General features: G+C 69.5%; 18 protein-coding genes. 10 read left to right on the forward strand and 8 right to left on the reverse strand.

From position 1 onward, the window contains the following. Nucleotides 1-67: 67 nt before the first annotated feature. On the reverse strand, nt 68-931 hold the full coding sequence (locus QFZ76_RS16980) for a hypothetical protein (RefSeq protein ID WP_307674535.1): 864 nt from the start codon (nt 929-931) through the stop codon (nt 68-70). A 213-nt stretch (nt 932-1,144) separates the two neighbouring features. Here QFZ76_RS16980 and QFZ76_RS16985 point away from each other — a divergent pair, with 213 nt between their 5' ends. Together QFZ76_RS16985 and QFZ76_RS16990 are read left to right on the forward strand one after the other, a co-directional pair. Next, nucleotides 1,145-3,712 carry a M14 family zinc carboxypeptidase gene (locus QFZ76_RS16985; RefSeq protein ID WP_307674536.1) on the forward strand — a complete coding sequence of 856 codons (2,568 nt, stop codon included), beginning with the start codon at nt 1,145-1,147 and terminating at the stop codon, nt 3,710-3,712. Then, nucleotides 3,709-4,860 (forward strand): serine hydrolase domain-containing protein, encoded by a 1,152-nt coding sequence (locus tag QFZ76_RS16990; RefSeq protein ID WP_307674537.1) that lies wholly within the window; start codon nt 3,709-3,711, stop codon nt 4,858-4,860. Before QFZ76_RS16985 ends, QFZ76_RS16990 begins: the two co-directional genes overlap by 4 nt. An 80-nt stretch (nt 4,861-4,940) precedes the next feature. Here the strand turns inward: QFZ76_RS16990 and QFZ76_RS16995 are convergent, their stop codons facing one another. Then, nucleotides 4,941-5,963: an NADP-dependent oxidoreductase gene (locus QFZ76_RS16995; RefSeq protein WP_307674538.1), complete on the reverse strand. Its 1,023-nt coding sequence runs from the start codon at nt 5,961-5,963 to the stop codon at nt 4,941-4,943. A 91-nt stretch (nt 5,964-6,054) separates the two neighbouring features. On the opposite strand from QFZ76_RS16995, the gene QFZ76_RS17000 reads away from it, so the two are divergent. Beyond that, entirely contained in the window at nt 6,055-6,498 is a 444-nt protein-coding gene (locus QFZ76_RS17000) for a MarR family winged helix-turn-helix transcriptional regulator (protein WP_307674539.1), read from the forward strand. Nucleotides 6,499-6,574: 76 nt separating this feature from the next. On the opposite strand, the gene QFZ76_RS17005 is transcribed toward QFZ76_RS17000, so the two are convergent. From QFZ76_RS17005 to QFZ76_RS17030, 6 genes are all read right to left on the reverse strand, one after another. Then, nucleotides 6,575-7,639, reverse strand: coding sequence for a hypothetical protein (locus QFZ76_RS17005; protein ID WP_307674540.1), 1,065 nt, complete (start codon nt 7,637-7,639; stop codon nt 6,575-6,577). Nucleotides 7,640-7,868: 229 nt separating this feature from the next. Beyond that, nucleotides 7,869-8,897, reverse strand: coding sequence for a galactofuranose ABC transporter, permease protein YjfF (yjfF, locus tag QFZ76_RS17010; protein ID WP_307674541.1), 1,029 nt, complete (start codon nt 8,895-8,897; stop codon nt 7,869-7,871). Beyond that, a complete protein-coding gene (locus QFZ76_RS17015) occupies nt 8,897-10,006 on the reverse strand; it encodes an ABC transporter permease (protein ID WP_307674542.1) in 1,110 nt (369 codons plus the stop codon). Before QFZ76_RS17015 ends, yjfF begins: the two co-directional genes overlap by 1 nt. Continuing rightward, entirely contained in the window at nt 10,003-11,541 is a 1,539-nt protein-coding gene (locus QFZ76_RS17020) for a sugar ABC transporter ATP-binding protein (protein ID WP_307674543.1), read from the reverse strand. The genes QFZ76_RS17015 and QFZ76_RS17020 overlap by 4 nt, the downstream gene beginning before the upstream one ends. A 170-nt stretch (nt 11,542-11,711) precedes the next feature. Continuing rightward, nucleotides 11,712-12,716 (reverse strand): ABC transporter substrate-binding protein, encoded by a 1,005-nt coding sequence (locus tag QFZ76_RS17025; protein ID WP_307674544.1) that lies wholly within the window; start codon nt 12,714-12,716, stop codon nt 11,712-11,714. A 155-nt stretch (nt 12,717-12,871) separates the two neighbouring features. Further along, complete coding sequence (locus tag QFZ76_RS17030; protein WP_307674545.1) at nt 12,872-13,918, reverse strand: LacI family DNA-binding transcriptional regulator; 1,047 nt, start codon at nt 13,916-13,918, stop codon at nt 12,872-12,874. 476 nt (nt 13,919-14,394) lie between these two features. On the opposite strand from QFZ76_RS17030, the gene QFZ76_RS17035 reads away from it, so the two are divergent. The 7 genes from QFZ76_RS17035 to QFZ76_RS17065 all read left to right on the forward strand — a co-directional run bounded on the left by QFZ76_RS17035 (nt 14,395) and on the right by QFZ76_RS17065 (nt 22,833). Further along, a complete protein-coding gene (locus QFZ76_RS17035) occupies nt 14,395-15,552 on the forward strand; it encodes a mandelate racemase/muconate lactonizing enzyme family protein (protein ID WP_307674546.1) in 1,158 nt (385 codons plus the stop codon). Continuing rightward, complete coding sequence (locus QFZ76_RS17040; protein WP_307674547.1) at nt 15,549-16,553, forward strand: zinc-binding dehydrogenase; 1,005 nt, start codon at nt 15,549-15,551, stop codon at nt 16,551-16,553. The genes QFZ76_RS17035 and QFZ76_RS17040 overlap by 4 nt, the downstream gene beginning before the upstream one ends. Nucleotides 16,554-16,661: 108 nt before the next feature. Beyond that, nucleotides 16,662-17,630, forward strand: coding sequence for a hypothetical protein (locus QFZ76_RS17045; protein WP_307674548.1), 969 nt, complete (start codon nt 16,662-16,664; stop codon nt 17,628-17,630). 145 nt (nt 17,631-17,775) lie between these two features. Beyond that, nucleotides 17,776-18,888, forward strand: a complete 1,113-nt coding sequence (gene chvE, locus QFZ76_RS17050) for a multiple monosaccharide ABC transporter substrate-binding protein (protein WP_373464307.1) — start codon at nt 17,776-17,778, stop codon at nt 18,886-18,888. A 33-nt stretch (nt 18,889-18,921) separates the two neighbouring features. Then, nucleotides 18,922-20,472 carry a multiple monosaccharide ABC transporter ATP-binding protein gene (gene mmsA, locus QFZ76_RS17055; protein ID WP_307674550.1) on the forward strand — a complete coding sequence of 517 codons (1,551 nt, stop codon included), beginning with the start codon at nt 18,922-18,924 and terminating at the stop codon, nt 20,470-20,472. After that, entirely contained in the window at nt 20,469-21,713 is a 1,245-nt protein-coding gene (gene mmsB / locus QFZ76_RS17060) for a multiple monosaccharide ABC transporter permease (RefSeq protein ID WP_307674551.1), read from the forward strand. Before mmsA ends, mmsB begins: the two co-directional genes overlap by 4 nt. A gap of 73 nt (nt 21,714-21,786) precedes the next feature. Further along, nucleotides 21,787-22,833: an aldose epimerase family protein gene (locus QFZ76_RS17065; protein ID WP_307674552.1), complete on the forward strand. Its 1,047-nt coding sequence runs from the start codon at nt 21,787-21,789 to the stop codon at nt 22,831-22,833. Nucleotides 22,834-22,847 lie beyond the last annotated feature (14 nt).

The following is a 22,847-nucleotide window of genomic DNA, read 5'->3' on the forward strand; positions in this document are numbered from 1 at the left end:
GGAACTCTATCGGGAGGTTGTCGGTCACCTTTTGACCAGCCGAGCCGGATGGCGCCCCGGCGCCGGGTCACACAGGAGTCACCGCCACCACGACCCCCCGCTCCGCCGCCGGAGACACCGCCGCCGACACCCGTACCGCCGCCGCCCGCGCGAAGCGCCCCGCTCGGGACGCGCTCGTCAGGAGGAGCGGCTGGAGGTGTTCGAGGCCGGAGACGAGGAGTTCCTCGCCGGCGATCAGGACCGGGCGGGCCGCCTTCGTCGTCGCCGCTGCCGCCTCCGTGAGGTCGGCCAGCGGGGCGAGCGTCGTGCGGACCACGTTGGCACCGGCGGCGGCCGCGCGTTCCGCGAGGGCGACTTGGAGCGGCAACAGCGGGGCCAGCGCGGTCGTCAGCGCATCGGCGATGCGGCGGAGTTCGGGGTTCGACTCCTCCAGTACGTCCGCCGCCGCCCGGATCACCGGGGTGAGGGCGAGGAGCGCACCGGCGGCCAGTCCAGCCGCCGCCGGCAGCAGGGGCGAGGCCGCCTCGACCAGGTCGCCGAGCGCCGCCGCGAACTCCTCCACGGCCGGCTCCACGGCGTCCAGGACGGGCAGCAGGCTGTCGCCCAGGGCCGCGAGCAGCGCCTGGGCCGGTTCGCTCACGGGGTGCACGGCCAGCGGCGCCCCGGAGGTGCCCAGCCGCATCAGCGTGTCGACGATCCGGTAGAACGCCTCCTGGGCCTGCGGAGACTCGCTCGCCTCGGCCAGTTCCGCGGTGGTCTCGCGCAGGACGCGCAGCGCCTCGCTGCCCGAACCGTCGCGCGGGTCGAAGGTGTTGATGGCGATTCTGGTGATGTTCCCGGCCGTGTCGAGGAGTTGGCCGGTGATGTCGGTGGTGTTGCGGGCCATGCGCAGTACGTCGTCCCTGCTGGGGAGCGAAGGGATCGTGGCCACGAGCTCTCTCCTCGTCTCACACGCCTGGGCCGGCGCCGAACTCCGGGGTGTTCCGCCCTCAGCATGCCCACTCCGCACCCCCAATGCGCCCCCGGCCGACCACCGGTGACGAGCCGTCCGGGGTGTCAGCGACTCCGACTCCCTCTTGTTGCGGTTGAGTCGAACAGGTACACCTCGCCGTACCGATCACAGGAAGCCCCACAGGAGGTACGCGTGCGCACCACGAGAACCGTTCCTGCGAGACCTGTTCTGATCACCGCCCTCGCCGTCACCACGGCGGGCTCACTCCTGCTCACCCCCCACACCGCCGTCGCGAGGCCCGAGCCCGAGCCCCCCGTCACCCGCGAGGGCCCCGCCGTCGACAACCGCGCCGCCCGTGCCCCCGAGAGCGCCGCCGAACGGGCCCTCACCGGTCAGGGCAGCCCGACCACCGGCACCGGGCGCGGCTATCCCCGCGAACAGGTTCTGACCCCCGACCCGGAGAACCCCGCCGACAGGTCCATCAAGCTCGGCCTCACCCCGTACCACGGGATCGCCCCGAAGCTGAACGCCCTGCAACGGCTCGGCGACCGCGTGAGCGTCGAGGTCGCGGGCCGTTCGGCCGGCGGGCACCGGCTCTACCTCGTGACCGTGACCGCCCCGGAGAGCGCCCGGCAGGCCCGCGCCCAGGAGCGGATGCGCGAGCTGATCGAGAGCGTGCCGGGCAGGGCCGCCAAGGACCCGGCGGTCAAGGCGGGTTACAAGACTCCCGTCTTCTTCAACAACAACATCCACGGCAACGAGTGGGAGGGCACCGACGCCTCCCTGAGGATCGTCGAGCAGCTCGCGACCGCGAACGACGCGAAGACGAAGGACCTCCTCGCGCACAGCCGCCTGTACTTCAACATCACGGCCAACCCGGACGGCCGTATCGCCGGCACCCGCGCCAACGCCAACGGCTTCGACATGAACCGGGACTTCGTCACCGCCTCGCAGCCCGAGGTGCGGGCGATGCGGCAGATCGAGATCGACAAGCAGCCGGCCGTCATGCTCGACCTGCACGGCTACGTCAACGGCACGCTCATCGAGCCCACCACTCCCCCGCACGGCGAGAACTACGAGTACGACCTGTTCCTGAAGAACACCTACGCCAACGCCCTCCGCATGGAGTCCGCCGTCAACGGCCTCGGCTACACGCCCGCGAAGGACGGCGTGCGGCCCGCGCAGATCCCCTTCCGGGACCAGGAGGAGGGCTGGGACGACTGGCCGCCGATCTTCACCCCGCAGTACGCGGCCTTCCACGGCACGGTCGCCGCGCACACCGTGGAGATCCCGCTGGCGGTGAACAACGCCGCCTACACCAGCCTGCCGGAGAGCGAACTGCGCCGCCGGTCCGCGATCAACGTGGACGTGGCCGGTGCCGCCATCCGGGCCACTCTCGACTTCGTCCGGACGAACCGCGCGTCGCTGGTCGCCGACCAGATCGAGGTCTTCCGGCGCGGGGCGGCGGGCGCGGCCCAGGTGCCGGTTTCGGAGGAGACCGTGCCGGGCGTTCCGGGCATCGGTCCGGAGGACGTGTACACCACCGACTTCCCGCGGGCGTATGTCATCCCCGGAGGGTCCGCCGCCGCCGCCCGGCTCGTCGACCATCTCCTCGCCAACGACGTCCGGGTGACCCGCGCCGCCCGCGACTTCCGGCTCGCGGGACGGTCGTACACGAAGGGCTCCTACGTCGTCGACATGCACCAGCCCAAGCGAGGGCTCGCCAACGTGCTGCTCGCCGACGGGACGGACATCAGCGACAAGGTCTCGGTGATGTACGACATCTCGGGCTGGAGCCTGGGCCGCCTGTGGGGCGCCACGGTCGAGCCGGTGACCTCCGGCGGCCTGACGGGCCTGCCGCTGCGGACCGTGGACGAGGCCGCGCCGGTCGGTCACGTCGCCCCGCGCGGCGACCTGCGGCTGCGGCTCGACGACCCGCAGGAGATCGCGGCAGTCAACTCCCTTCTCCAGCAGGGCGTTCCGGTACGGCGGTCCGCGGACGGCAGTGCGATCGTGCCGGCGTCGGCGCGGACGAAGGCAGCCGCGGCGGCGCGGACGTACGACGTCGCCTTCGACGCGACCAAGGTGACCGGCACGACCGAGCTGCACCGGCTGCGGGTGGCCGCGGCCGTCACGCCCGGTGAACTGTTCGCGCTGCGGGAGATGAACTTCGAGGTCACGCCGGTCTCCACGGCCGTGCTGAACGCGGGCTTCGACTGGTCGGCGGCGGACGTGCTGTTCGTGTCGGCGGGGCTGGACCACGGCGCCCTGAACACGACCGCCCGTACCGCCCTCGACGCCTTCCTCGACAGCGGGCACGGGCTCGTCGGGCGCGGGGTCACCGGAGCCGAGCTGAGCACCGCCGCCGGGCTGCTGGCGGCGAAGCCGGTCGAGGGCAACGGGGACGCCAACGGTGTGGTGCGGGTGGTGAATTCGGGACCGGTGACGGCAGGTGCGCCGGAGCACGGGTTCGTGTACGCGCCCGTCTGGTTCACCGACCTCGGCCCCGGGGTCCGGGTGGAGCAGACCTACGGGACCGGTAACCCGCTCGTCTCCGGGCACTGGCGAGCGCTGGAGGACGGCTCCGGCGGTCCCGCCCAGGCGGCGGGGCAGGCCTCGGTCGTCAGTGGCTCGGGGGCCGTTCTGTTCGGCACCGAGCCCCTCTTCCGGGACCATCCGAAGGGGGAGTTCGCGCAGGTGGCACGCGCGCTGTTCACAGTGGCGCAGGCGCGTGGCGGTACAGGTGAGGAGAGCGGATGACACACGAGATCCACGGCACCGTCGCGGACGGATTCGAGGCGGTGCGCGAGGAGTTCGCCGCCTTCGCGGCGGGGGAACGACCGGACTACGAGGGGCAGTTGTGCGCATACGTGCACGGCCGCAGAGTCGTCGACCTGTGGACGGGCGACGGCGCCGACGCCGGGTCCCTCTACGGCGTGTACTCCTCGACCAAGGGTGCCGCCCACCTCGTGGTCGCGCTCCTCGTGCAGGACGGCACGCTCGAGCTGGACCGCAAGGTGACGTACTACTGGCCGGAGTTCAGCGCCGAGGGCAAGGGCGCGCTGACCCTGCGCGAGCTGGTCTCGCACCGCGCGGGCGTGGTCGGGCTCGACGCCGGGTTCACCGCGCAGGAGCTGGCCGACGACCGGCTGGTCGCCGAACGGCTCGCCGACCAGCGGCCGTTCTGGCGGCCGGGCACGGCGTTCGGCTACCACGCGCTCGTCATCGGCGCGCTCGCCGGAGAGGTCGTACGGCGCGCCACCGGCCGTACGCTCCAGGAGGTGTACGAGGAGCGGATCCGCGTCCCGTACGGGCTCGACTTCTTCCTGGGGCTGCCCGAGGCACTGGAACCCCGCTACCGCCCGGTCCAGCCGATGACCCCGACGGCGACGCAACAGGCGCTGCTGGACTCGGTGCAGACCGGTCCGCACACGCTGTCCTCGATCGCCTTCAACCAGCACGTGCCGAACGCGGGTGACCTGGTGGACTACGCCAACTCCCGTGCCGTACGCGCCAAGGGACCGGCCTCGGCGGGCGGGGTCGCCGCCGCGCGCGGGCTCGCCGGGATGTACGCGGCGGCGATCAGCGAGGTGGACGGGCGGCCGCCGCTGCTGAAGCCGGACACCGTGGCCGAGGTGGGGCAGATCCACTCGGCCGGGTACGACCTGGTGGCCCGGGCGCACAAGTCGTACGGGCTCGGCTTCCAGGCGACGGCCGACATGTGGCATCCGTTCCTGGGTGCCGGGACGTTCGGGCACAGCGGCGCGGGCGGTTCACAGGCCTTCGCCGATCCGCGCAGCGGGCTGGCGTACGGCTACACCCGCCGCCGGATGGCCTTCCCGGGCGGGGCGGCACCGGAGAACGAACGGTTCGTGAGGTCCGTGCACTCAGCGGCGCTGGCGGCCTGACGCGGTACGACGGAGGCCGCACCCCATGTCCAGGGGTGCGGCCTGCGCCGCAACGAACGTCCGGCAGACGTGCCCGTAGATCAGAGCTTGACGATCATCTTCCCGGTGTTGTCGCCGCGCAGGACGCCGAGGAACGCCTCCAGGTTGTTCTCGATGCCCTCGACGACCGTCTCGCGGTACTTGAGCGCGCCGGAGGCGACCCAGGGGCCGACCTCCTGGACGAACTGCGGCTGGAGGTCCGCGTGGTCGTTGACGAGGAAGCCCTCGATGCGGCCGCGGGTCTGGATGAGGCGGGCGAGGTTCCGCGGGCCGGGGGCGGGCTCGGTGTTGTTGTAGACCGAGATCATTCCGCAGACCGCGATCCGGCCGTCGCGGTTGAGCTGCCCGATGGCGGCTTCCAGGTGGTCGCCGCCGACGTTGTCGAAGTAGACGTCGACGCCGTCCGGGGCGGCCTCGCGGAGCTGCTGGGCGACCGAGCCGTTCTTGTAGTTGAACGCCGCGTCGAAGCCGTACTCCTCGACGAGGAGCTTGACCTTCTCGTCGGAACCGGCCGAGCCGATGACCCGGGAGGCACCCTTGAGCCTGGCGATCTGGCCGACCTGGCTGCCGACGGCACCGGCCGCGCCGGAGACGAACACCGAGTCGCCCTCCTTGAAGGCGGCGGTGCGCAGCAGGCCCGCGTAGGCGGTGAGGCCGGTCATGCCGAGGACGCCGAGGTACGTGGAGAGCGGGGCGGCCTCGGGGTCCACCTTGACCGCCTGCTGGGCGTCGAAGGTGGCGTACTCGCGCCAGCCGCCGAAGTGCAGCACGTGGTCGCCGACGGCGATGCCCTCGGCCTGCGAGGCGACGACCTCGCCGACCGCACCGCCCTGCATGGCCTTGCCCAGCTCGAAGGGGGCCACATAGGACTTGGCGTCGCTCATCCGGCCACGCATGTACGGGTCGACGGAGAGGTACGCGTTGCGTACGAGCACCTGGCCGGGACCGGGCTGCCGGATCTCCGCCTCGGCCAGCTCGAAGTCCTCGGGCTTGGGCCAGCCGACGGGGCGGCTGAGCAGACGCCATTCGCGGCTTGCGGCGGGGAGTGTGCGGGTGTCGGACATGGAACCGGCCTTCCTCAAAATACTTCAGTGCCTGAAACAACCATGCTCCTGAACATTTCAGGATGTCAAGTAACGGGGTACCCTGGATCCCATGGCCACACCCGAGAAAACCCGCCGGCCCGACGCGTTGACCATGGAGGTGGTCGAGCTGATCGGTGACGTCGTGGCGCGTTTCTACGAGGACTACGAGGAGGCGGCCGCGGAGCACGCGCTGACCGGAGCGCAGGCGCGGCTGCTGAGCCTGCTGTCGCTGGAGCCCCTGCCGATGCGGAAGCTGGCCCAGAAGCTGAAGTGCGAGCCGTCCAACGTGACGGGCATCGTCGACCGACTGGAGGCCCGCGGACTCGTCGAGCGCCGGGCGGCCCCGGCGGACCGCCGGGTGAAGGTGGCGGCCGCGACGGATGAGGGGCGGCGGGTCGCCCGGGAGCTGCGGGAAGGGCTGCGCTTCGCGCGGGAGCCCATGGCCGGACTGTCCGACGAGGAACGGCAGTCTTTGCGGGATTTGCTGCGGCGGATGCTGGAGCAGGGGTCTTAGTCGCGCACCACACCCCGCTTGCAGGGCGCCGGAGGCGCCCGGAAGGCCGCTGGGCCCGTCGGACAGGCCCTGAGCCCTAGGTGCACCACCACAAGAAGCGGTTGCACGTTTCCGACGGTGACGGGTTCGCGGTCGGTTCCGATGTCGTGGGGTCCGTCGTGGGAGTCGGGGACTGTGCCGGGGGCGCGGGGTCCGCGGTGGTGGGGGACGTGCCCGGGTCCCTGGTGGGCGACTGGGCGTCCTTGTCGGAGTCGTCCTCGTCCTTCTTCGTGTCGTCGTCCTTCGCGGACTCCGAGGCGGAGGGGGAGGCCGACGCGGTCGGGGAGGCCGAGTCCGACGCGCTCGCTCCGGTGCCTGCCTCGCCGTCCCGCGCCTTGGCCGACTCGCTCACCTCCGTCGCCGCGCCGTCCGCGGACTCGCCGCCGGCCGCCGCGGGCTTCGGGCTGGAGCCCGGGGCGTCCATGCCGAGTTCCGCGAGGCTCAGCCCGCCGGCCGCCAGCACGAAGCCGGCGGCGATCAGGAGGGTCCGGCGGCGGCGGCGCCGGTGCGCGGCGGCCTTTCGGTCGCGTCGGCTCGCACCGCCCGCGGGGCCGTCGTCCCGGGTGTCGTCGTCGGCGTCTTCGTCGTGGTCGTCGTACTCTTCGGCGTCCTCGGGGACTACCGCGCCCCGGCCGCCACGTCCTCGCGCGCGTCTTCGGGCCGCCCGCCCGCCCGAGGGTTCCGCCACCGCCTCGGACCGGTGAGCGGCCGCCTCGGTCCCGGCCGTGCCGGTGTCGTCGCCGTCAGCACCGTCGCCACTCGCGCTCGCGACCCCGGAGGAGGCGTCTCCGTTCCCCGCAGCCGTCCCCTGAGCGTCCCCGTAGGGGCCGACAGCCTGGCCGCCACCCCCGTACGCCTCAGCCGCGTGGCCGCCTTCGTACGCCGCGCCCGCGCCCCCGCTCGGGTACCCGTCCGCGTATCCGCCGCCGTACGTCCCGTCGGCCCCGTACGCCTGGTACGCCCCGGCTCCGCCCGGTGCCACGGCCTCGGCCGGCGCGGGCTGCTGCGTCGCGTACGCGCGGACGGATTCGGCTGAGGTGCCGCACCCCGGGCAGGCGAGGGCGCCGTTGAGGTGCCGTCGGCACGGGAGGCAGTAGTCCATGACGCGGGAATATTAGGTTCCGCACAGGGAGCGCTCCTAGAGATCTCTGTGAAGGTTCCGTGCGGAACTGGCGAGTCGAGTTTGCCCAGTTGAGGGCAAGCCCCGCCATTCCCCGCTATCTTCCGACACACCGGAGCGGTCCGGCGCACGGCGTACGTGCGTCGGACCGCTCCGGCGTGACAGCGTCCCTTTCGGCCGTCCTTTCGGCCGTCCTTTCGGCGCCCTCGGCTCAGGTTTTCCTACGGGTCGTCATGGCGCGCTGGATCAGGATGAACGCGCACAGCAGCACACCGGTGGCGATCTTCGTCCACCAGGAGCTGAGCGTGCCCTCGAACTGGATGATGCTCTTGATCAGGCCCAGGACGAGGACGCCGAAGAGGGTGCCCAGGACGTAGCCGGAGCCGCCCGTCAGCAGCGTGCCGCCGATGACGACCGCGGCGATCGCGTCGAGTTCCATGCCGGTCGCGTGCAGCGGGTCACCGGACTGGATGTACAGGGTGAAGAGGAGGCCGGCCAGGGCCGAGCAGAAGCCGCTCACCGTGTACACGGCGATCTTGGTGCCGCCCTGCGGCAGGCCCATCAGCATGGCCGACTGCTCGTTGCCGCCGATGGCGTACACCCGCCGTCCGAAGCGCGTGTAGTGCAGGACGTAGAACGCCACGGCGAGGACGACGAGCGCGACGATGGCGCCGACCGACAGGAAGCCCATCCCCAGCGACGCCTGTGCCTGGGCCATGCTGCTCACCGAGGAGTCGTCGATGGCGATCGACTCCTTGCTGATGACCAGGCACAGGCCCCGGAAGAGGAAGAGGCCGGCGAGGGTCACGATGAAGGGCTGGATCTCGAAGTTGTGGATCACATAGCCCATCAGGAAGCCGCCGAAGGCTCCCACGCCCAGCGCGATGGGGATGACGACCAGGATGGGCAGGCCCTGCTTCTCCACGAGCCACGCGGTGAGCATGGTCGTGAAGCCGATCACGGAGCCGACGGACAGGTCGATACCGCCGGACAGGATGACGAAGGTGGCGCCGACGGCGGCGACCAGCAGGTAGCCGTTGTCGATGAAGAGGTTGAGGAAGACCTGCGGTTCGCCGAAACCGTAGTTCGCGTAGCGGCTCAGGCCCCCGATGTACATCGCTATGAAGAGCGTGGCGGTCACCAGGACGGGCAGGCGCCGGTCGCCGAGCAGCTGGGCGCCCCTGGACGTCGTACGACTGTCCGGGGCCTTGGCCTTGGGGGTCTGGGTGGTCGCGCTCATCACGACACCTCCATCTTGGGGGCTGCCGCGGTGGTCGGGGTGGTGTCCGCCGGGGTGGCGGCCGACGTGCCGCTTCCGTTCGCGCCCGGTCCGGAGCCGAACCTGGCGCCGAACACCTTGGCGCGGAACTTCGGGGACTGGAGCAGGCAGACGACGATGACGACGGCGGCCTTGAAGACCAGGTTGGTCTGGGTCGGCACGCCGATGGTGTAGATCGTGGTGGTCAGGGTCTGGATGACGAGGGCGCCCACCACCGTGCCGCCGATGGAGAACCGGCCGCCCAGGAGCGAGGTGCCGCCGATCACCACGGCGAGGATCGCGTCGAGCTCGATCCACAGACCGGCGTTGTTGCCGTCCGCGGCCGAGGTGTTGGAGCTGATCATCAGGCCCGCGATGCCGGCGCACAGCGCGCAGAACACGTACACCATGATCTTGATGCGGCGGGACCTGATACCGACCAGGCGGCTGGCCTCGGCGTTGCCGCCGACCGACTCGACCAACAGGCCGAGGGCCGTACGGCGGGTCAGTGCCACGGTGACGGCCACGACCGCGGCCACCACGAAGATGGAGAAGGGCAGGGTCAGCCAGTAGCCGCCGCCGATCAGCTTGTACGGCTCGCTGTTGATGGTGATGATCTGGCCGTCGGTGATCAGCTGGGCCACGCCTCGTCCGGCGACCATGATGATGAGGGTCGCGATGATGGGCTGGATGCCCATCCGGGCCACCAGGAAGCCGTTCCACAGCCCGCAGACCACCGCGGCCACCAGGCCGATGCCCATGGCCAGGAACACTCCGGACAGGGCGTCCTGGTCGGACCGGTCGCTGATGTACGAGCAGGTCAGGGCTCCGGTGATGGCGACCACGGCGCCGACCGAGAGGTCGATGCCGCCGGTGGCGATGACCAGGGTCATACCGACCGCCACCAGGATCAGCGGCGAGCCGAACAGCACGATCGAGACGAGACTGCCGTAGAGGTGGCCGTCCGTCATCTTGATCGAGAAGAAGTCGGGGGTGAAGGGAACGTTGATCAGCAGCAGGACGACCAGCACGGCCACCGGCCAGAACAGGTGATGCTGCGTCAGCGCTCGCCATCGGGGAGTGGTGGTCACTGGTGCTCTCCGCTCGCGATGGTCTCCAGGATCCGGGTGGGGGTGATCTCGGGCCCGTTGGCGAGCTGTGCGACGAGCTTGCGGTCGCGCAGAACGCCGATGGTGTGGCTGAGCCGGAGCACCTCTTCCAGCTCGGCCGCGATGTACAGCACTGCCATGCCTTCCTCGGAGAGCGAGACCACGAGTTTCTGGATCTCCGCCTTCGCGCCGACGTCGATGCCGCGCGTCGGTTCGTCCAGGATCAGCAGCTTCGGCTGGGTGATGAGCCAGCGGGCGAGCAGCACCTTCTGCTGGTTGCCGCCGCTGAGCCGGCCGACGCGGGCCTCGGGGTTGGCGGGGCGGATGTCCAGCGCCTTGATGTACTTGGCGACGAGTTCGTCGCGCTGGGCGGCCGGGATGGGCCGGGTCCAGCCGCGCGCCGCCTGGAGCGCGAGGATGATGTTCTCCCGCACCGTCAGCTCGGGTACCAGGCCCTCGGTCTTGCGGTTCTCCGAACAGAACGCGACGCCCGCGGAGATCGCGTCGTTCGGGGCGCTCATCGAGACCTGCTTGCCGCCGATGGTGACCTTGCCGCTGTCGGGCTGATCGGCGCCGAAGAGCAGCCGGGCGAGTTCGGTGCGGCCGGAGCCGAGCAGGCCGGCCAGGCCGAGGACCTCGCCCTTCTTGATCTCCAGGTCGAAGGGGGCGACGCCGCCCACCCTGCCGAGGCCGTCCGCCTTGAGCAGCGTCTCGCCGACGTCGGCGTGCAGCTGGTGCTCGTGGAGCTCCTCCAGCTGGTCCATGGCCTTGCCGATCATGAGCTGGATCAGTCCGACCTGGTCGAGCTCGCTGACCAGGTGCTCGCCGACCAGGGCGCCGTTGCGCAGGACGGTCATCCGGTCGCAGATCTCGTAGATCTGGTCGAGGAAGTGCGAGACGAACAGGATCGCGACGCCTTCGTCCCTCAGCTGCCGCATCAGGCGGAACAGTTCGAGGACCTCGTCGCGGTCGAGGCTGGACGTCGGCTCGTCCAGGACCAGCACCTTGGTGCCGGTTCCCGAGCCGTCGCTGTCGCCGGTGCCGACCGACCGTACGATCGCGACCAGTTGCTGCACGGCCAGCGGGTACGAGGACAGGGGCGCGGTGACGTCGATGTCGAGGCCGAGCCGGTCGACCAGCTCCGCGGCCTCCTGGCGCATGCGCTTCCACTGGATGCGGCCGAAGCGGGTGGGTTCACGTCCGATGAAGATGTTCTCCGCCACCGACAGGTTGGGGCAGAGGTTCACCTCCTGGTACACCGTGCTGATGCCGGCCTGCTGCGCCTGCAGCGGGCTGCCGATCCGCACGGACTTGCCGTCGAGGGTGACCGTGCCGCTGTCCAGCGAGTAGACGCCGGTCAGCACCTTGATCAGGGTGGATTTTCCGGCGCCGTTCTCGCCCATCAGGGCGTGGATCTCGCCGGGGAAGAGCCGGAAGTCGACACCCGACAGAGCCCGTACCCCCGGAAACTCCTTGACTATGCCCGTCATCTCCAGGACGGGCTTCGGCTCTGCCATAACTCTCCTAGCGCGGGACCACCGGCTTTGCCCAGTGGGGACATTCACTTACCTGGCCTGTATTACGTTCGTTTCGCCCCCGGAAGGGGTCGGTTCGGGCTGGACCGCAAGAGGGCCCGGCCGACCGAGGCTTCGGTCGGCCGGAGGCTCCTGCCGGTGGGTGCGGTCGGTCAGTACTTGCGGGTGGGGAGGGCGGCCTTGGCCTGGTCCTGCATGAAGTCGCCCTCCTTGGTCTTGATCCAGCGCTCGACCGTCTCGCCGTCCTTGACCTTCTGCACGACCTCCATCAGCTGGGGGCCGAGCAGCGGGTTGCACTCGACGATGGCGTTGATCTTGCCCTCGGACATGGCCACGAAGCCGTCCTTCACGCCGTCGATCGTGACGATCAGGATGTCCTTGCCGGGCTTCTTGCCGGCCGCCTCGATGGCCTGGATGGCGCCGATGCCCATGTCGTCGTTGTGCGCGAAGAGCACGTTGATGTCCGGGTTGGACTGGAGGAAGGCGGCCATGACCTGCTTGCCGCCGGCGCGGGTGAAGTCACCGGTCTGGCTGACGACGATCTTCCAGTCGTCGGCGTGGTCGGCTTCCATGACCTCCTTGAAGCCCTTGGCACGCTCGATCGCCGGGGCGGCACCGGTGGTGCCCTCCAGCTGGGCGATCTTGACGGCGCCCTTGTGGCCGGCCTTCTCCAGGACCTTCTCCAGGATCTTGGCGGCGCGCCGGCCCTCGTCCGTGAAGTCGGAGCCGACGAGGGTGACGAACAGGGACTCGTCGGAGGTCTCGACGGAGCGGTCGGTGAGGACCACCGGGATCTTCTTGGCCTTGGCCTCCTTCAGCACCGCGTCCCAGCCGGTGACGACCACCGGCGAGAAGGCTATGACGTCCACGCCCTGGGTGATGTAGCTGCGGATCGCGGAGATCTGGTTCTCCTGCTTCTGCTGCGCGTCGGAGAACTTGAGGGTGTAACCCGCCTCCTTGGCCGCCGACTTGACCGAGTCGGTGTTGGCGCTGCGCCAGCCGCTCTCCGAGCCGACCTGGGAGAAGCCGAGGACGAGCGCCTTGCTGCCGCCGGAGGTGGAGCCCGCGGGGCTGTCGTCCTCCTTGGCGCAGGCCGCCAGGCCCGTCGCAGCCGCCACGCCGACCGCCGCGGTGAGGAAGTTCCTTCTGTTGAGCATGGGTCTTCTCCTTTGAAGAGCCGGTCCGGGGATGGACCACTGGTACTCGATGGGACCGGCCGCACTGCGTCCAGCCTGTCGATCATTGTTCGAGATTTCGTCCGCACCGGTGGTGGGAGTCGATCAGTTGGTGCGGTTGGTGCGGTAGTGCCGCGTCAGCCCGGAGCGTTCCCCGGTTGCGGGACGTACGGGAAAGTGCTGGCGCGGACGACGAGTTGAGGTTCGATGGCGACGCGGGACGTCCCGGAGGGGGGCCGGCCCTCGATGAGGTCCAGCAGCAGGGCGATGCTCCGTTTGCCCACCGTCGCGAAGTCCTGCCGGACGGTGGTGAGCGGCGGAGCGAAGAACTCCGACTCCGGGATGTCGTCGAAGCCGACCACCGCGACGTCCTGGGGGGTGCGCACTCCCGCCTCACGCAGAGCCCGCAACACCCCCAGTGCCATCTGGTCGTTGGCGACGAAGACGGCGGTCAGGCCACGGCCCACCCAGCCGGCCAGTTCCTGGCCCGCACGGTAGCCGGACAGCGGGCTCCAGTCACCCCCCAGCGGCAGCGGTGGTTCGACACCCGCCTCTTCGAGGGTCGCCCGCCAGCCGTCGACCCGGTCCACCGCCTCCTGCCAGTCCTCGGGTCCGGCGAGATGCCAGACCGTACGGTGACCGGAGGCCAGCAGATGACCGGTGGCCAGCCGCGCGCCCAGGCGCTGGTCCACGTTGACGCTGGGGATCTCCACGCCGGTCCCGGTTCCCACGGCCACCACCGGGAAGGGCTGGCGCAGTTCGGCGAGGGCCTCGACCGCCGACCGCTGCGGGGCGAGGGCGATCACTCCCTCCACCCCACCCTGGCTGAGGTGGTCCAGGGCCTCGGACAGTGTCTCCACGGTCAGTCTGCGCAGACTGACCGTCGAGACGACATAGCCCTCGGTGCGCGCCGCCTCCTCCAGCGCGAACAGCGTGCTGGCCGGTCCGTAGAGCGTGGTGTTGGAGGCGACGACACCCAGGGTGCGGGTGCGCCGGGTCACCAGGGCCCGTGCGGAGGAGTTGCGGCGGTAGCCCATCTCCTCGATCGCACGCTGCACCCGGGCCCGTGTCTCGTCCCGCACGTTGGGGTGATCCCCCAGTACGCGGGACACGGTCTGGTGGGACACACCGGCCAGGCGTGCCACGTCGGCCATGGTGGGCGGCCGGAGCTGAGTGTGGTTCACGGCCGCACCTCCTTGGTGGTCGGCTGCCGGTGGGTCCTGCGGGCCGGGCGGGTGGTTCTGTGCCGTCTGCTTCACGCCGGGGTTCCGGAGAGCCCCAGGACACCGGGCGGGAAGGCGGGTTGAGGCACTGCCGACACGACGCTCACACCTCCTTGGATGCCATGGGACGACGACTGGTGAATGCGGAGGTCATTGTGAGCGCTAACAATTCCCGTGGGTCAAGAGGTCTGCGTCAGGGTGGTCGTCACGGTTGGATAACGCGCCGAGCGGCCACCCCGACCGGCGGGTGACCGGTAACGTCCCTGGGTGCGGGCGTGAAAGCCGGGACGACCGGACCGTCGCCGGCCGCCCCGGTCGGCGCACCGGAACCGTTGTGGGTTCGAACCATTGACACTCCGACCGGGTCGTCTTTACTGTCGCGACAGCATTTCGAACAAGCGACGATATCTCGAACAAGCCAGGATTTAGGGAGTACCGTGCGCATCACGGGAATCAGCACGCACGTGGTCGGGACGCCGTGGCGGAACCTGACCTATGTCCAGGTGCACACCGACGAGGGACTCACCGGCGTCGGCGAGACCCGCATGCTGGGCCACACCGACGCGCTGCTCGGCTATCTGCGCGAGGCGGAGCAGAACCACATTCTCGGGTCGGACCCGTTCGCTGTCGAGGATCTGGTCAAGCGCATGAAGTACGGCGACTACGGCCGGGCCGGCGAGATCGTGATGTCCGGCATCGCCGTCATCGAGATGGCCTGCTGGGACATCAAGGGCAAGGCCCTCGGGGTGCCGGTGTGGCAGCTCCTGGGCGGCAAGGTCACCGACAAGGTCAAGGCCTACGCCAACGGCTGGTACACCACCGAGCGGACCCCGGAGGCGTACCACAAGGCCGCCAAGGGAGTCATGGAGCGCGGGTACAGGGCGCTCAAGATCGACCCCTTCGGCACCGGGCACTTCGAGCTGGACCACCAGCAGAGCCTGTACGCCGTCTCCCTCATCGAGGCCGTGCGCGACGCCATCGGGCCGGACGCCGAGCTGATGCTGGAGATGCACGGCCGCTTCTCCCCCGCCACGGCCATCCGGCTGGCGAAGGACCTCGCGCCCTTCAAGCCCGCGTGGCTGGAAGAGCCCGTACCGCCGGAGAACCTCAAGGCGCTGGAGAAGGTCGCCGCCAAGGTGGACATCCCGGTCGCCACCGGTGAGCGGATCCACGACCGCATCGAGTTCCGCGAGCTCTTCGAGAGCCAGGCCGTCGACATCATCCAGCCAGATGTCGGTCACATCGGCGGTATCTGGGAGACCCGGAAGCTGGCCGCGACGGCCGAGACGCACTACGTGCTGGTCGCTCCGCACAACGTCGGTGGCCCGGTCCTCACCGCCGCCTCCCTCCAGGTCGGCTTCACCTCGCCGAACTTCAAGATCCTGGAGCACTTCAACGACTTCGCGGACGCGGAGATCAAGAAGGTCGTCAAGGGGGCGCCCGAGGTGATCGACGGGTACTTCCACCTCTCCGACGCCCCCGGTCTGGGTGTCGAGCTGGACGTCGACGCCGCCGCAGAGTTCCCGCAGCAGCAGGCCCGGTTCGACCTGTGGGCCGACGGCTGGGAGCAGCGGAAGCCGAAGGGCGCCAAGTGAGCACGGCCGTCGTCGTCGAGGCGCCCGGCGAGCACCGCCTCGCCCCGCACGCGCCCCGCGAGCCGGGCGCGGGCGAGGCGCTGGTGCGCGTCCACGCCGTCGGCATCTGCGGCAGCGACCGCGAGGTGTACCAGGGCAACCGGCCCGAGGGGTACGTCCGCTACCCGCTGACCCCGGGCCACGAGTGGTCCGGCACGGTCGAAGCGGTCGGCGCCGGGGTCCCCGAGGCGCTCGTCGGCCGGAAGGTCGTCGGGGAGGGTTTCCGCAACTGCCAGGTCTGCGACCGCTGCCACGCGGGCGAGACCACCCTGTGCACGGCGGGATACGAGGAGACCGGGTTCACCCAGCCCGGGGCGATGGCCACCACCCTCACCCTGCCCGCCCGGCTGCTGCACGCCCTGCCGGACGACGCCGACCTGACGGCGGCGGCCCTGCTGGAGCCGGCCGCGTGCATCGCGGCCGCCGCGATCAAGGCGAACGCGCGGCCGGGTGAGCGGGTGGCCGTCGTCGGCACCGGCACCCTCGGCATGTTCGCCGTGCAGTTCCTGAAGGCGGGCTCCCCGGCGGAGCTGCTGGTCGTCGGCACACGCACCGACCGCGAGGCCCTGTCGAGGCAGTTCGGCGCCAGCGACTTCCGTACGAAGGACCAGCCGCTCCCGGACGACTTCGACGTCGTCATCGAGACCGCCGGGTCCGCGTCCGCCGCGCGCACCGCCGCCTCCCTGCTCAGGCGCGGCGGACGCCTGGTCCTGACGGGCATCCCGGCGCCGGGCGCCGAGGGCCTGGACCCGACCGACCTGGTCGTACGGCAGCTGGAGGTGCACACCGTCTTCGGTGCGCCGCCGGACGCCTGGGCACACACGGTGCGGGTCTTCGGGGCGGGACTGCTCGATCCGCTGCCGCTGGTCACGCACGAGCTGCCGCTCGACGGGTTCCCCGAGGCCATCGAGCTGGTGGGATCCGGCGATCCGAAGGTGGGCAAGGTCCTGCTCCGCCCCTAGACGTACGCCGGTACGGGGGCGACCTGACGGCTTCCGTACCGGCGTACACCCAGCCCCCACGCCTTGAGCCGCGAACTTCGTCCGAAATACCGAACAGAAGGACAGACAGTGACCGACGCTTCCACCACGGCGGCCCGCAGGCCCGGTGAGCAGGCACTCACCACCCTCGGCCTGGGCGCGCCCGCCCTCGACCCCGCGGACGCCTCACCGCACACCTTCCCCAGCGGCGGCAGCTGGCGCACCGAAGTTCCCTCCTGCGAGGGTCCCGAAGCGCTGGCCGTCGTCCTGAAGGAGGCCTCCCGCCTCGACGTGCCGATCCACCGGATCAGCCAGGGCAGCGGCGTGTGGATGCTGACCGACTCGGAGATCACCGAGATGGTCGAGTCCACCGGCGAGCGTGACATCGAGCTCTGTCTGTTCACCGGCCCGCGCGGCACCTGGGACATCGGCGGCTCGACCCGGACCGACTCGCGCGGCGGCGGCCTGCGTGCCCGCGGCCACGACGCGGTCGCCGGATGCGTCGAAGACGCCGTCCGGGCAACCGAGTTGGGCGTCAAGTGTCTGCTGGTCGCCGACGAGGGCGTGCTGTGGACGCTGCACCGGGCGCGGCTGGCCGGGATCATCCCGGCCGACACAACTCTCAAGGTGAGCGCCCTCATTGGGCCCGTGAACCCGGCCGCGTACGCGGTGTACGAGAACCTCGGCGGCGACTCGATCAACGTGCCGAGCGATCTGACGCTCGATCACCTCACCGAGATCCGGCGGGTTTCCGCCGCTCCCATGGACATGTACATCGAGGCTCCCGACGACCTCGGCGGCTATGTGCGGATGTACGAGGTCGCCGAGCTGATCCGGCGCGGCGCACCGATCTATCTGAAGTTCGGCCTGTCGAAGGCCCCGGGGATCTACCCGTACGGCCATCACATGCGCGACGTGACCTTGAACAGTGCCCGGGAACGGGTGCGGCGCGGCCGGCTCGCGCTGGACCTGCTGGCGCGGCACGGAGCGGACGGCGACATGGCTCCGCTGGGCTCGCGGCTGCCCGGTGATCTGCATCGATTCGAAACGCCCTCATAACGTTCCGGACAACGCCCCTTCACAAAAGACCACGCAGCCGCACACAATCCCACACACCCCTTCTTCGGTCAGCACCTCGCACCGCGCCAGGCAGCGTCCCCGCATCGCCAGACCGAGCCAGCCCCACACATCAAGGATGATGATCATGCGTACTCGCCGAGCCTCACTCGCCGCCATAGCCGGCGCTGCCTCCCTCGCCCTGACCCTGTCCGCCTGCGGCCAGAGCGGCGAGGGCGGCAGCGAGGAGGGCTCCGGCAGCTCCGAGGGCGCCACCATCGGCATCGCGATGCCCACCAAGTCCTCCGAGCGCTGGATCGCCGACGGCAACAACGTCGTCAAGAACCTGGAGTCCAAGGGCTACAAGACCAAGCTGGTCTACGGCGAGGACGACCCGGACCAGCAGGTCTCCCAGGTCGAGAACCTGATCACGCAGGGAGTCAAGGCGCTGATCATCGCGGCCATCGACAACAAGTCGATGAACAACGTCCTGCAGCAGGCCAAGGACGCCGACATCCCGGTGATCTCCTACGACCGCCTTATCCTCGGCACCGAGAACGTCGACTACTACGCCTCCTTCGACAACGAGAAGGTCGGCGAGCTCCAGGGCAACTACATCGTCGAGAAGCTCGGCCTGAAGGACGGCAGCAAGAAGGGCCCGTTCAACATCGAGCTCTTCGCCGGCTCGAACGACGACAACAACACCCGCTACTTCTTCCAGGGCGCGATGAACGTCCTGCAGCCCTACATCGACAAGAAGCAGCTCGTCGTCCGGTCCGGCCAGACCAAGCTGACCCAGGTCAGCACCCTGCGCTGGGACGGCGGAGTCGCCCAGAAGCGCATGGACGACATCCTGACCTCGGCCTACAAGAGCGAGCGGGTCGACGCGGTCCTGTCGCCCTACGACGGCATCTCCATCGGCATCCTCTCCGCGCTGAAGTCGGACGACTACGGCTCCAAGAGCAAGCCGCTGCCGGTCGTCACCGGCCAGGACGCCGAGGTCGCCTCGGTAAAGTCGATCATCGCGGGCCAGCAGTCGATGACCGTCTACAAGGACACCCGCGAGCTCGCCAAGGTGTCCTCGAACATGGTCGACGCGCTGCTGAACGACAAGAAGCCCGAGACGAACGACACCAAGACGTACGACAACGGCTCGAAGGTCGTCCCGGCCTACCTGCTGGAGCCGGTCGCCGTCGACAAGGCCAACTACCAGAAGGTCGTCGTCGACTCCGGCTACATCAAGGCAAGCGACCTGAAGTAACCGCCACCCCCCTAGTGATTGGAAGGCACGACCATGGCGGGACCCGTCCTGGAAATGCGCTCGATCGTCAAGACCTTTCCCGGCGTAAAAGCGCTGTCGGACGTCACACTGACCGTCCAGCAGGGCGAGGTCCATGCCATCTGCGGGGAGAACGGCGCCGGCAAGTCGACCTTGATGAAGGTCCTCTCCGGCGTCCACCCGCACGGCACGTACGAGGGCGAGATCCTTTTCGAGGGTGACGTCTGCGAGTTCAAGGACATCCGGGCCAGTGAGCATCACGGCATCGTGATCATTCACCAGGAGCTGGCCCTGGTGCCCTACCTCTCCCTCGCGGAGAACATCTTCCTCGGCAACGAGCACGCCGCGCGCGGGTTCATCAACTGGAACGACACCCTCAAGCACGCCAGCGAGCTGCTGCGCCGGGTCGGTCTCTCCGACCACCCGGAGACCCGCGTCGCCGACATCGGCGTGGGCAAGCAGCAGCTCGTGGAGATCGCCAAGGCGCTGTCCAAGAAGGTGAAGCTGCTCATCCTCGACGAGCCGACCGCGGCTCTGAACGACGAGGACAGCGGCAAACTCCTGGATCTCATCCTGGAGTTGAAGAAGCAGGGCATCACCGCGATCATCATCTCCCACAAGCTGAACGAGATCCGCAAGGTCGCCGACTCGGTGACGATCCTGCGGGACGGGCGCACCATCGAGACGCTCGACGTGAAGGCGGCGGAGACGACCGAGGACAGGATCATCAGCGGGATGGTCGGCCGCGACCTGGAGAACCGCTTCCCGGAGCGCTCCCCGCACGAGCCGGAGGAAGACCAGGCGCCCGCCCTGGAGGTCCGCAACTGGACCGTGCACCACCCGATCGACCAGCAGCGCAAGGTGGTCGACGACGTGTCGCTCCAGGTGCGCCGCGGGGAGATCGTCGGCATCGCGGGCCTCATGGGCGCCGGCCGCACCGAACTCGCGATGAGCGTCTTCGGGCGCTCCTACGGCCGGTACGCGGGCGGCACGGTCCTCAAGGACGGCACGGAGATCCGTACGAAGTCCGTCCCGGAGGCGGTCAAGCACGGCATCGCGTACGTCACCGAGGACCGCAAGCACTACGGCCTCAACCTCATCGACACCATCGGGCGGAACATCTCGCTCAGCGCGCTGGGCAAGGTCGCCAAGCGCGGTGTGGTCGACGAGCACGAGGAACGGCAGGTCGCCGAGGGCTTCCGCAAGTCCATGAACATCAAGGCACCGACCGTCTTCGAGCCGGTGGGCAAGCTGTCCGGCGGCAACCAGCAGAAGGTCGTCCTCAGCAAGTGGATCTTCGCGGGTCCCGACGTACTGATCCTGGACGAGCCGACGCGCGGTATCGACGTCGGCGCCAAGTACGAGATCTACACGGTCATCGACCAGCTGGCCGCCCAGGGCAAGGCGGTCGTCTTCATCTCCTCGGAGCTGCCGGAGCTGCTGGGCATGTGTGACCGCATCTACACGATGGCCGCGGGGCGGCTGACCGGTGAGTTCTCGCGGGCCGAGGCCTCGCAGGAATCACTGATGCGCCAGATGACAAAGGACAAAGAGGTAACCCGATGAGCACGGACCTGACCGCCAAGACGCCGGCCCCCGCGCCGCCCGGCAAGGGCGGTTCGGCAACCGGTGACAGCCTGCTGCACCTGATGCTGGACGGCATGCGCCGCAACATGCGGCAGTACGGCATGCTGTTCGCCCTCGGTCTGATCGTGGTGCTGTTCGCCGTATGGACCAACGGTGACCTGCTGCTGCCGCGCAACGTCTCCAACCTGGTCCTGCAGAACAGCTACATCCTGATCCTCGCGATCGGCATGATGCTCGTCATCATCGCGGGCCACATCGACCTGTCGGTCGGCTCGCTGACGGCGTTCGTGGGCGCGGTGGGAGCCGTGCTGATGGTCAACCACGACATCCCCTGGCCCATCGCCCTGGTGATGTGTCTGGCCATCGGAGCGGCGGCCGGTGCCGCGCAAGGGTTCCTCATCGCGTATCTCGGCATCCCGTCGTTCATCGTGACACTGGCGGGCATGCTGACCTTCCGCGGGCTCACGGAGATCTTCCTGGAGGGCCAGACCATCGGCCCGTTCCCGGAGGGCCTGCAGAAGGTCGCCAACAGCTTCCTGCCCGAGGTCGGCCCGGACACCAACTACCACAACCTCACCCTGCTGCTCGGTCTCGCGGTGATCGTGTTCGTGGTGCTCCAGGAGCTCCGCGACCGCAAGCGGCAGCAGGAGTTCGCCCTCGAGGTGCCGCCCGCCAAGCTCTTCGCGCTCAAGCTCGTCGCGCTGGTGGCCGCGGTGCTCACCGTCACGATGCTGCTCGCCAGCTACAAGGGCGCCCCGATCGTGCTGCTGATCCTCGGCATCCTGGTCGTCGGCTTCGGCTACATCATGCGCAACGCGATCATCGGCCGGCACATCTACGCGATCGGCGGCAACCTGCCCGCCGCCAAGCTGTCGGGCGTCAAGGACAAGAAGGTCACCTTCCTCGTCTTCCTCAACATGGGCATGCTCGCGGCCCTGGCGGGTCTGGTCTTCGCCGCCCGCTTCAACGCGGCCTCGCCCAAGGCCGGCCTCAACTTCGAGCTGGAGGCCATCGCGGCCTCCTTCATCGGCGGCGCGTCGATGAGCGGCGGTGTGGGTACCGTCCTCGGCGCGATCATCGGTGGTGTGGTCCTGGGCGTGCTGAACAACGGCATGAACCTGGTCGGCATCGGCACCGACTGGCAGCAGGTCATCAAGGGCCTGGTACTGCTGGCGGCGGTCGGATTCGACGTCTGGAACAAGCGCAAGGTCGGTTCGTAAACGACCGGGCCAGAGCCCAGGGGCCCCGCCGGCAGGCGGGGCCCTTTCCACTTCCACGGGAGGCAGGAAGCCGGTGAAGTCGCTCTTCGGCAAGCTCGCCGACGGCACGGAGGTCCACAGCTGGACCCTGGAGAACGGCGGCACCCGCCTGAAGGTCCTCTCCTGGGGCGGCGTCGTCCAGTCCCTGGAGATCCCGGACCGCGAGGGCCGGTACGCCAACGTCTCCCTGGGCTTCGACACCATCGAGGACTACGTCGCGGGGAGCCCGTACTTCGGCGCGCTGATCGGCCGCTACGGCAACCGCATCGCCGAGGGCCGGTTCACCCTGGACGGCGAGAGCCACCAGGTGGACGTCAACGACGGCGCCAACAGCCTGCACGGCGGCGCCCAGGGCTTCGACAAGCGGGTGTGGGACGTCGAGCCGTTCACCGCGGGCTCCGACGTCGGCCTGTACCTGTACCTCACGAGCGCCGACGGCGAGATGGGCTACCCCGGCACTCTCGCGACGAAGGTGACGTACACCCTCACCGGGCAGGGCGACTGGCGCATCGACTACGAGGCGACCACCGACAAGCCCACGGTCGTCAACCTCACGAGCCACGTCTACTGGAACCTGGCCGGCGAGAGCAGCGGCAGCATCTACGACCACGAGCTGGAGATCGCGGCCTCCCGCTACACGCCGGTCGACTCGGGGCTGATCCCCACCGGGGAGATGGCGGACGTGGCGGGCACCCCCTTCGACTTCCGGCGCCCCAAGACGGTCGGCGAGGACCTCCGGGCCGCCCACCCGCAGCTGCTGTACAGCAAGGGCATCGACCACAACTACGTCCTCGACAAGGGGATCACGAGCGAGCCGGAGCACATCGCGACGCTGAAGGACCCGTCCTCCGGGCGGACCATGAGGATCGCGACGACCGAGCCGGGCCTGCAGTTCTACTCCGGCAACTTCCTCGACGGCACCCTCGTGGGCAGCGGCGGCACCGTCTACCGCCAGGGCGACGCCCTCTGCCTGGAGACCCAGCACTTCCCGGACTCGCCGAACCAGCCGTCATTCCCCTCTACGATGCTGCGACCTGGGCAGACGTACCGGACGACGACAGTGCACTCGTTCCACGCATGACCCTCTTCACAGGT

Source organism: Streptomyces sp. V4I2, assembly GCF_030817655.1.
In the GTDB taxonomy this organism is placed as follows: domain Bacteria; phylum Actinomycetota; class Actinomycetes; order Streptomycetales; family Streptomycetaceae; genus Streptomyces; species Streptomyces plumbiresistens.

Coding starts and splice junctions, on each gene's coding strand:
- QFZ76_RS17025 (WP_307674544.1), bottom strand. CDS start 12,716: ATGCTCAACAGAAGGAACTTCCTCACCGCGGCGGTCGGCGTGGCGGCT.
- QFZ76_RS16990 (WP_307674537.1), top strand. CDS start 3,709: ATGACACACGAGATCCACGGCACCGTCGCGGACGGATTCGAGGCGGTG.
- QFZ76_RS17020 (WP_307674543.1), bottom strand. CDS start 11,541: ATGGCAGAGCCGAAGCCCGTCCTGGAGATGACGGGCATAGTCAAGGAG.
- chvE (WP_373464307.1), top strand. CDS start 17,776: ATGCGTACTCGCCGAGCCTCACTCGCCGCCATAGCCGGCGCTGCCTCC.
- QFZ76_RS16995 (WP_307674538.1), bottom strand. CDS start 5,963: ATGTCCGACACCCGCACACTCCCCGCCGCAAGCCGCGAATGGCGTCTG.
- yjfF (WP_307674541.1), bottom strand. CDS start 8,897: ATGAGCGCGACCACCCAGACCCCCAAGGCCAAGGCCCCGGACAGTCGT.
- mmsB (WP_307674551.1), top strand. CDS start 20,469: ATGAGCACGGACCTGACCGCCAAGACGCCGGCCCCCGCGCCGCCCGGC.
- QFZ76_RS17005 (WP_307674540.1), bottom strand. CDS start 7,639: ATGGACTACTGCCTCCCGTGCCGACGGCACCTCAACGGCGCCCTCGCC.
- mmsA (WP_307674550.1), top strand. CDS start 18,922: ATGGCGGGACCCGTCCTGGAAATGCGCTCGATCGTCAAGACCTTTCCC.
- QFZ76_RS17000 (WP_307674539.1), top strand. CDS start 6,055: ATGGCCACACCCGAGAAAACCCGCCGGCCCGACGCGTTGACCATGGAG.